This window comes from Paracoccus sp. (in: a-proteobacteria) (assembly GCF_030536915.1).
Lineage (GTDB): Bacteria > Pseudomonadota > Alphaproteobacteria > Rhodobacterales > Rhodobacteraceae > Paracoccus.
Window position 1 is genome coordinate 1 of sequence record NZ_JAUNPC010000016.1, and the last position, 9032, is coordinate 9032.

General features: G+C 68.2%; 8 protein-coding genes. 6 read left to right on the forward strand and 2 right to left on the reverse strand.

Features of this window, described 5'->3' with window-relative positions:
- Positions 1-878: AarF/ABC1/UbiB kinase family protein (locus Q4F04_RS04530; protein WP_303368643.1), on the forward strand; the 878-nt coding region annotated here is incomplete at its 5' end.
- A 12-nt stretch (positions 879-890) separates the two neighbouring features.
- Here Q4F04_RS04530 and panC read toward each other — a convergent pair.
- The gene (gene panC, locus Q4F04_RS04535) at positions 891-1745 is read right to left on the reverse strand and encodes a pantoate--beta-alanine ligase (RefSeq protein ID WP_303368644.1); all 855 of its coding nucleotides are present in this window, start codon (positions 1743-1745) and stop codon (positions 891-893) included.
- Positions 1742-2566 (reverse strand): 3-methyl-2-oxobutanoate hydroxymethyltransferase, encoded by an 825-nt coding sequence (panB, locus tag Q4F04_RS04540; protein ID WP_303368645.1) that lies wholly within the window; start codon positions 2564-2566, stop codon positions 1742-1744. The genes panC and panB overlap by 4 nt, the downstream gene beginning before the upstream one ends.
- A gap of 315 nt (positions 2567-2881) precedes the next feature.
- On the opposite strand from panB, the gene Q4F04_RS04545 reads away from it, so the two are divergent.
- The 5 genes from Q4F04_RS04545 to Q4F04_RS04565 all read left to right on the forward strand — a co-directional run.
- Positions 2882-4117, forward strand: a complete 1236-nt coding sequence (locus tag Q4F04_RS04545; protein ID WP_303368646.1) for a glycine betaine/L-proline ABC transporter ATP-binding protein — start codon at positions 2882-2884, stop codon at positions 4115-4117.
- Positions 4101-5033, forward strand: a complete 933-nt coding sequence (locus Q4F04_RS04550) for a proline/glycine betaine ABC transporter permease (protein WP_303368647.1) — start codon at positions 4101-4103, stop codon at positions 5031-5033. Before Q4F04_RS04545 ends, Q4F04_RS04550 begins: the two co-directional genes overlap by 17 nt.
- 71 nt (positions 5034-5104) lie before the next feature.
- Positions 5105-6139: a glycine betaine/L-proline ABC transporter substrate-binding protein ProX gene (proX, locus tag Q4F04_RS04555; protein WP_303368648.1), complete on the forward strand. Its 1035-nt coding sequence runs from the start codon at positions 5105-5107 to the stop codon at positions 6137-6139.
- A 173-nt stretch (positions 6140-6312) separates the two neighbouring features.
- Positions 6313-7647: a GntP family permease gene (locus Q4F04_RS04560; protein WP_303368649.1), complete on the forward strand. Its 1335-nt coding sequence runs from the start codon at positions 6313-6315 to the stop codon at positions 7645-7647.
- 342 nt (positions 7648-7989) lie between these two features.
- On the forward strand, positions 7990-9032 hold a 1043-nt coding region (locus Q4F04_RS04565; protein ID WP_303368650.1), incomplete at its 3' end, for a cellulase family glycosylhydrolase.

Consider the following 9032-nt stretch of genomic DNA (forward strand, 5'->3'; position numbering starts at 1 on the left):
CCTCGGGGCAGGTCCTTGCGGTCAAGGTCCAGTATCCGGGCGTCGCGGCCAGCATTGACGCCGACATCGACAATGTGGCCACGCTGCTGCGTCTGTCGGGGCTGCTGCCCCCCGGCCTGGACACCGGCCCGCTGCTGGCCGAGGCCCGGCGGCAGTTGCACGAGGAAGCCGACTACGCCCGCGAGGCCGCGCAGATGGGCCGCTATGCCGCGCTGCTGGAAGGCGATCCCCGCTTTGCCGTGCCGCGCCCGCTGGACGATCTGCTGCGCCCCGGCGTCCTGCCGATGGACTTCCAGCCCGGTGCGCCGATCGAGGCCCTTGCCGACGCCCCCGAGGACCGGCGCAATGCCGCGCTTTCGGCCCTTCTGGATCTCGTGCTGCGCGAGCTGTTCGATTTCGGGCTGATGCAGACCGATCCCAATTTCGCCAACTACCGCTGGCAGGCGGACACCGGACGGATCGTCCTGCTGGATTTCGGCGCCACGCGCCCGGTCGCGCCCGACACCGCCGCGGCCTACCGCAACCTGCTGCGCGCCGGGCTGGCGGGCGACGGGGCGCGGCTGCGCGCGGCGCTGCTGGCGGCGGGCTTCGTCTCGCCCGCGCAGGACCGACGGCACGGCGCGGTGATCGGGACCATGATCGCCGTCCTGCTGGCCCATGTCGAGGCCAGCCGCGGCGGATTGTTCGACTTCGCCGACCGCAGCTTTGTGGCCGAGTTGCGCGAACTCGCCGCGCCGATCCTTGCCGACCGGGAAAGCTGGGGCCTGCCGCCGGCGGGAACGATCTTCGTCCAGCGCAAGATCAGCGGCACCGCGCTGCTCTGCGTGCGGCTGGGGGCGCGGGTGCCGCTGCTGGACCTCGTGGCCCGGCACGGCTGACGGCGGGCGGCCCTAGGCGGCCCCGGCCACGGGAATGTTGTCGATCAGCCGCACATCGCCCAGCCATGCCGCCGCCAGCAGGCGGGCCGGGCGGTCGGGGCGGGTCAGTGGCGACAGGTCGTCCTCGGCCCGCAGTTCCAGGTATTCGACCTCGCGGAAGCCCGCCGCAAGGATCGCCGCATGCGCCGCCGCCAGCACCGGGGCGGCGGGTTGCCCCCCGGACAGCTCACCTGCGGCGCGGAACAGCGCGGCGGCGAGCCTGGGTGCGACCGCCCGCTCTGCCGCCGAAAGCCGCAGGTTGCGCGAGGACAGCGCCAGCCCGTCCACCTCGCGCACCGTCTCGCAGCCGATCACCTCGATGGGGATGTCGAGGTCGCGGGCCATGCGGCGGACCACCTGCAACTGCTGGAAGTCCTTTTCCCCGAAGAAGGCGAGGTCCGCCCCGGTCTGCAGGAACAGCTTGGCCACGACCGTGGCGACGCCGTCGAAATGGCCGGGGCGATGGGCGCCGCAAAGCCCCTCGGTCACGCCCTGAACCGAGACGGTGGTGACGAAGCCCGGCGGATAGATTTCCCCGGCCGCCGGGGCGTAAAGCAGATGCGCGCCGGTCGGCCCCAGCTTCGCGGCATCGGCGGCTTCCGTGCGGGGATAGGCGGCGAGGTCGGCGGCGCTGTTGAACTGGCGCGGGTTGACGAACAGCGTGACCACCACCCGGTCGGCGCGGGAAAGCGCCGCGCGGACGAGGCTCAGGTGGCCTTCGTGCAGCGCGCCCATGGTGGGGACCACGGCAATGGTCGCGCCCTCGCACCTCCAGCGGGCGGTGGTGGCGCGCAACTCGGCAAGCGTGGTGACGATCGGGACGCTCATTTCGCGGGTTCGTCGCCGAAGGCGTGTTCCGGCGCGGGGAAGCGGCGGGCGCGGACATCCTCGGCGTAAGCGGCGATGGCGCTGTCGGCGTCGCGGCCCAGCTCGGCATAGCGGCGCACGAACTTCGGGCGGAAGTCCTCGAACAATCCCAGCATGTCGTCGATGACCAGGATCTGGCCGTCGCAGGCGGCCGAGGCCCCGATGCCGATGGTGGGGATCGTGATGGCTTCGGTGATGCGGCGGGCCAGCCCCTCGGGCACCTTTTCCAGCACCAGCGAAAAGGCCCCTGCCCCGGCCAGCGCCTCGGCCCCCGCGGCGATGCGGTCGCCGTCCTCGCCCCGCCCCTGCACCTTGTAGCCGCCAAGCGTGTGGACCGCCTGCGGGGTCAGCCCGACATGGGCCATGACGGGGATGCCCCGCGCGGTCAGGAAGCCCACGGTCTCGGCCATCCCGGCCCCGCCTTCCAGCTTGACCGCCCCCGCCCCGGTTTCCGCCATCAGCCGGGCGGCGTTGCGGAAGGCCTGCGCGGGGCTTTCCTCGTAGGACCCGAAGGGCATGTCGATCACCATCAGCGCCCGGTCCAGCCCCCGCCGGACGGCCTGCCCGTGCAGGATCATCATCTCGATCGTGACGCCAAGGGTGGATGGCAGCCCGTGCAGCACCATGCCGACGCTGTCGCCCACCAGCACGAGGTCGCAATGCCGGTCCACCAGCCGCGCCATCGGCGTCGTATAGGCGGTCAGGCAGGCGATGGGATCGCCCCCTTTCCGCGCCAGTATGTCGGGCGGCGTGATCGCGCGGATGGTTGCCGATACGCTCATGCTGCTTCTCACTCCACTTGGATTTTCCGCGCTTCGACCCCTTCCGGGAATATACGACAAGGCGCGGAATGGAACCCGCATCATGCCCTCCATGCTGCCACCCATGTCGGGACTGTGCCCCAAAAAGGTTGTTTTCCAAGGATTCCCGGTGTAGGCACTGCCCGGTTCGCAGGTCCCGGACGCTTTTCCTGATGCGTCCTGCCCGCTCGTGATCAGATGCGATTGCAGGGTAGCGCCACGCCTTGGTGTGGGGCCTTCATTCATGTGCCGCCGGTCATAGCACCGAGGACCGATCAGGGTTGAAGACGGAACCACATGCAGGATTCAAAGCTGGCTGTACGCCAGATCTACAAGATTTTCGGCAATGACGCCCCTGCCGCGCTGAAGCTGCTGCGGCAGGGGAAAGGCAAGCAGGAGATCCTCGCCGAGACCGGCGCCACCGTGGGCGTCCAGGACGCCAGCTTCGAGGTGCGGGAAGGCGAGATCTTCGTGGTCATGGGCCTGTCCGGGTCGGGCAAGTCCACATTGGTGCGGATGCTGAACGGGCTGATCGCGCCCACCGCCGGCCAGATCCTCATCGACGGAGAGGATGTCGCAAGCGCCGGCCCCGCCGCCCTGCGCCGCATCCGGCGCGAGAAGATTTCCATGATCTTCCAGCATTTCGCCCTGTTCCCGCACTGGACGCTGGCCGAGAACGTGGCCTACGGGCTGAAGATCAAGGGCGTGCCCCGCGCCCTGCGCCGCAGCCGCGCGCTTGAGGTGCTGGATCAGGTCGGGCTTGCGCCCTGGGCCGACAGCCTGCCGTCCGACCTGTCGGGCGGGATGCAGCAGCGTGTCGGCCTTGCGCGCGGGCTCGCCGCCGGGTCGGACATCCTGCTGATGGACGAACCCTTCGGGGCGCTGGACCCGCTGATCCGCCGCGAGATGCAGATGGAGCTGCTGAAGCTGCAGCAGACCCTGAAGAAGACCATCGTCTTCATCACCCACGACCTGAACGAGGCGCTGCTGCTGGGCAACCGCATCGCCATCATGAAGGACGGCCGCATCGTCCAGATCGGCACCGCGCAGGAGATCGTGACCGCCCCCGCCGATGATTACGTCGCGGCCTTCGTCGCCGACATCGACCGCGGCCGCGTCTTCACCGCCGACGACGTGTCCAGCCATGCCGCGACGATCCAGTTGCGGGAAACCAGCGTCCGGGACGCCCTGCGGATGATGGAGGGCAGCGGCAGCCACGCCCTTTACGTCATGGACGGGGAACGGGTCGCGGGCGTCGTGACCTACCAGCATCTCGCCGCCTCGGAAATGGACCCCAGCCCCACGACCACGCTGCAGGAGGCGCTGATCACCGACTTCCCCACGGCGGACACGACAACCAGCCTCAGCGATCTTTACGGCGCCGCGGGTTCCGGCCTGCCCATCGCCGTCACCGACGACCGCGAGCGGCTGCTGGCCGTGGTCGAACCATCGGACGTGCTGGCGCATCTGTCGGGCGATGCCGCCGCCGAAATCCCCCAGGACAAGGAGCAATCCCATGCTCAGCCCCGCTGACATCGTGACCCTGCCCTTCGACGACTGGGTGAACGCCTTTGTCCGGGGCTGGCTGGTGCCGAACTTCAGGCCCCTGTTCCGCGCGGCGCAGGTGCCGATCACCTCGGTGCTGAACTCGCTGGAAGCCCTGTTCCTTGCCGTGCCCATGCTGGTGACGACGGCGCTGTTCGCGGCTGCGGCATGGAAGACCGCCGGGCGCGGGATGGCGGTCTTCACCCTCCTCGGATTCGCCTTCGTGGACATGATCGGCCTTTGGGACGAGACCATGACGACGCTGGCGATGATCGTGACCTCGGTCTTCTTCTGCGCCGTCATCGGCATCCCGGCGGGCATCCTCGCCGCGCGCTCGGACCTTGCGTGGAAGATCATGCGCCCCGTTCTGGACGTGATGCAGACGATCCCCTCGTTCGTCTACCTCGTCCCGATCGTGATGCTGTTCGGGGTCGGCATGGCGCCCGGCATCATCGCCACCATCGTCTTCGCCCTGCCCCCCATCGTGCGGCTGACGAACCTCGGCATCCGCAATGTCCGCGCCGACCTGATCGAGGCGTCGGAAGCCTTCGGCTCGACCGGCTGGCAGATGCTCTGGGACCTGCAACTGCCGCTGGCGATGCGGACGATCATGGCGGGGCTGAACCAGACGCTGATGATGGCACTGTCGATGGTGGTCATCGCGGCCCTGATCGGCGGCGGCGGCCTTGGCCTTGTCGTCAACACCGGGCTGGGCCGGATGGACGTGGGCGGCGCGACCGCGGGCGGCGTCGGCATCGTGGTCCTGGCCATCGTGCTGGACCGCATCACCCAAGGGCTGGCCGAGCGCCAGGGCGCCCGCCGCCTGCCCCTGCGCCAGCGGCTCATGGGCGTCTTCCGCCCGCAGGCCCCGGCGCCCGCGCTGGAAACCGGGAAGGCGGGCTGAAGGCCCCTTTCCCCCAAGGGCGGGCCGCCCCTCGGCCCGTCCCCCTGAAACCGAAGAAAAAGGAGACCCGGATGATTTCCCGTCTCAAGTCCCCCCTGATCGCAACCGCCGCAGTGGCGCTGATGTCCGCCATGCCCGCGCAGGCGCAGGCCCAGAACCAGGATCGCCCCGGCGAGGGCGTGACCATCACCATGGCCCGGCCCACTTGGGACACCGGCTGGTTCCATACGGAAATCTACCGCCAGATGCTTGCGGAACTGGGCTATGACGTGTCCCAGCCGATGACGCTGGACAACCCCGCCTTCTACCAGGCGGTCGGCTATGGCGACGTCACCATGTGGGTGGACGGCTGGTTCCCGAACCACGACACCTATCGCCCGGCCTTCGAAAGCGGGGCCGAGATCGTCGGCGCCGTGGCGCTCGGCGGCGCGCTTGAGGGCTATCTGGTCAGCAAGGACGCGGCCGAGCGTCTGAACATCGTCTCGGTCGAGGATTTCAAGCGCGACGACGTCAAGGAAGCCTTCGACCGCAACGGCGACGGCAAGGCCGATCTGGTCGCCTGTCCGCCCGGCTGGGGCTGCGAACTGGTCCTGGACCACCATTTCGACGCCTACGACCTGCGCGACCATGTCAATCCCATCAAGGCAGGCTATGCCGCCTCGATGGCGGACGCGGTCGCAGCCCATGAAAGCGGCGAGCCGGTCTTCTTCTACACCTGGACGCCGAACTGGACGGTCAGCGAACTCGTTCCGGCCGAGGATGTCGTCTGGATCGAAGTGCCGAAGGTCGATCTGCCCGAGCACATGATGTCCATGGCCGATGCCGCCACCCGCGAAGGCGTTGCCGGCTGCGTCAGCGATCCCTGCCGGCTGGGCATCCCGGCCAGCGACATCGTGTCGGTCGTCAACAGCGATTTCCTGAACGACAACCCCGCGGTTCGCGCGCTCCTGGAAGCGGCCGAGATCCCGCTGGCCGACATGTCGGCGCAAAGCGCGAAGATGAACGCGGGCGACACCGACATCGCCGCCCATGCCACCGCATGGATCGCGGAAAACCGCGCCACCGTGGACGGCTGGCTGGAACAGGCCCGCGCCGCCGCGAACTGATCCGGCAAACGGGATGCAGGAACCAACAGGCGCCGGGAAACCGGCGCCTGTTCCCGTTCCGGGGGTGGATGGAACCGCAGGCCCGGTTCGGACGCTGGGGTTCATCCACTGTCCGCTCGCCATTTCGTGAGGCGCGGTGAACGGGCATCCACCTGCGGAAAGGAACCGGGTTCATGGTCGTGCTGCACTGTGCCGTTGCGATCCTGCTGATCATCCTGCTCATCATCCGCATGCGGGTGGACCCGGTGATCGCGCTGGTGCTGGGATCGCTCTATCTCGGCCTCGCCTCGGGGGTGGGCTTCACCGGCACGCTGGAAGCGATCACCGGAGGCTTCGGCGAGATCATGGCCAAGGTCGGGCTGCTGATCGGCTCGCTTCTGCACGCGACGGGGGCCTTCAAGCGCATCGTCACGGTGCTGGTCGCAGGCGTGGGGCCGGGGCGGCTGCCCTATGCGATGGCCGCGGTCATGTCGACGATCTTCCCCTCGATCTATGTCGATGTGCAGCTCGTGCTGGCCTCGCCGGTCGCCCGCGCGGTCGCGCCCCATGTCGGGCGGACCGGCCTGCCGCTGCTGGCAGGCGCCATCGGGACCGGCATCTTCTCGGGCTATGTCTTCGTGGTGCCGGGGCTGGCCGTCCTGCTGATCGCGGGGCAGGTCGATGTCAGCCTGGGGGCCTGGCTTTTCTGGGGACTCATCCTCGGGCTGACCACGGCGCTGCTGACCACCTTCCTGTTCCAGATGCTGCTGCGGATGCGCTACTGGAACCCCCTCACCGACGAGGACCCAGACGACGCGATGGAGGAGGTCGAGGCCCATGACCGCGCGGTCGAGGAGGTGCGCGACCTGAACGTTCCCAGCCTGCCCATGTCGGTCGCGCCCATCCTCGTGCCCCTGCTGATGATCGCCTTCGGGGCCTTCGCCGACCTGGCCGGGATCACCAGCGGTTTCATCGATTTCATCGGCAATGCGAATCTGGCGTTGTTCATCGGTCTGCTCTGGGCCTATCTGCAGGCCCGCCGGGTGATCGGGATCGAGCGCAGCAACGAGGCCGTGTCCGAAGGGTTCCACACCAGCGGCGAAATCCTGCTGATCACCGGGGTCGGCGGCTCGCTTGGCGCGGTGATCGGGGCCGCGGGGATGGACGAGGCCCTGGGCGGGCTGTTCTCGGCCGATGCCAGCGCCTCGGTGCTGCTCAGCATCCTGCTGGCATGGTTCATCGCGGCGGTGCTGCACCTTGCCATCGGCTCGGTCTCGGTGGCGGCGCTGACGGCGGCGGGCATCATCGGGCCGATCATCCCGCAACTGTCGGTGTCCCCGGTGGTGATGGGGCTGGCCATCGCCTCGGGGTCGCTGTTTGCGGTTCATGTGAACAGCAACTTCTTCTGGATGTTCAAGGGATTGCTCGGCCTGTCCACCGCCGGTGCCCTCAAGACGCTGACGGTCGTCACCTCGCTGGCCTCGCTGGTGTCCCTGCCGCTGGTGTTCCTTGTGAGCCTGGTCCTCTAGACCTTCGCCCGACGGCTTTTCCCGCCGCCTTTCCCCTCCTCGCAGCCGCCCGGCGCCTCGTCCCTTTCCGGGGCCGGGAAGGCCCGCGGCTGCCCGGTTCAGGGCGAAATTCCGTGCGACAATCCACCACGGCCTGCCACCTGCGGCTGCAAATAACAAATCATTGAGAATCACAACCACAGGTTGTAAGCGTCCTTTTGCCGATGGTTCGGCAAAGCCACGCCGAGCGGATTTCCCCCATGCTGACAAGGTGATGGGGTGTGCCGTAACCCCTCCGCCGGCACGATCACAAAGGGAAACTGCTGAATCATGGCAGCAAGAGCAAAACCGGGACAGTTGGGCATGGCGACTCCGTTCGGAGAGTTGCTGGGGCGTTCCACGGCAGAAATGAATGCCGAAATCGACGACTATGTGGCGCTCGGGGTGGACTGGGTGCGTCTGGACATCCACTGGAGCCTTGTCCAGCCCCGCGCCAACGGCAGCTTTGAATGGTCGCAGGTGGACAAGGTCTTCAACGCCCTTGACGCCAAGGGCATCAAGGTCACGGCGGTGCTGAACAACACCCCGAACTGGGTGGGCGACAACCTTTCCAGCCGTGCCGACCAGGAAGCCTTCGGCCGCTTCGCCGGCGCCGCCGCGCAGCGCTACGACCATATCGTGGACCACTGGGAAGTCCTGAACGAGCAGAACAAGACCGGGATCACGCCCCAGAACTATACAAGGGTGCTGCAGCAGGCGCATGACGCGATCAAGGCGGTGAACGGCGACGACGCCATCATCACCGGCGGCACCGCGGCGGTCCCCTCGACCGGCAACGGGATGTGGGGCGCGGTCGACTATCTCAAGCAGATGTATGACGCGGGGGCCAAGGACTATTTCGACGCCGTGGGCTACCACCCCTACAGCTTCCCGCTGATGCCCAGCAGCGACAAGTCCTACAACGGCTGGCAGATGATGGAAGACGGCATCCGCAAGACCATGGTGGACAACGGCGACGCCCACAAGCAGGTCTGGATGACCGAGTTCGGCGCCAAGCAGGCGGGCAACGGCCTGACCGTCAGCCAGGGCGACGCGGCGCGGATGCTGCGCGAGGCCGTGGACATCGCCGAGGACCTGCCCTGGGCCGGGCCGATCATGTGGTTCTCGTACCAGGATTCCAGCTTCGAGCCGGGCTTCGGCCTGCTGGACGGGGGCGGCAACCGCCGCGAGGCATACTGGGCGTTCCGGGAACTGGGCACCAGGGACGGCGGCGACGGCCCCGCAGCGCCCTCGCAGCAGCAGCCCCCGGTTTCCGCGGCCCCGCCGCCGCAGCAGCCGGACTCGGGTTCCAGCAACGACAACGGCAACGGCCGGACCATCGAGGGCGGCAGCGGCAACGACGTGCT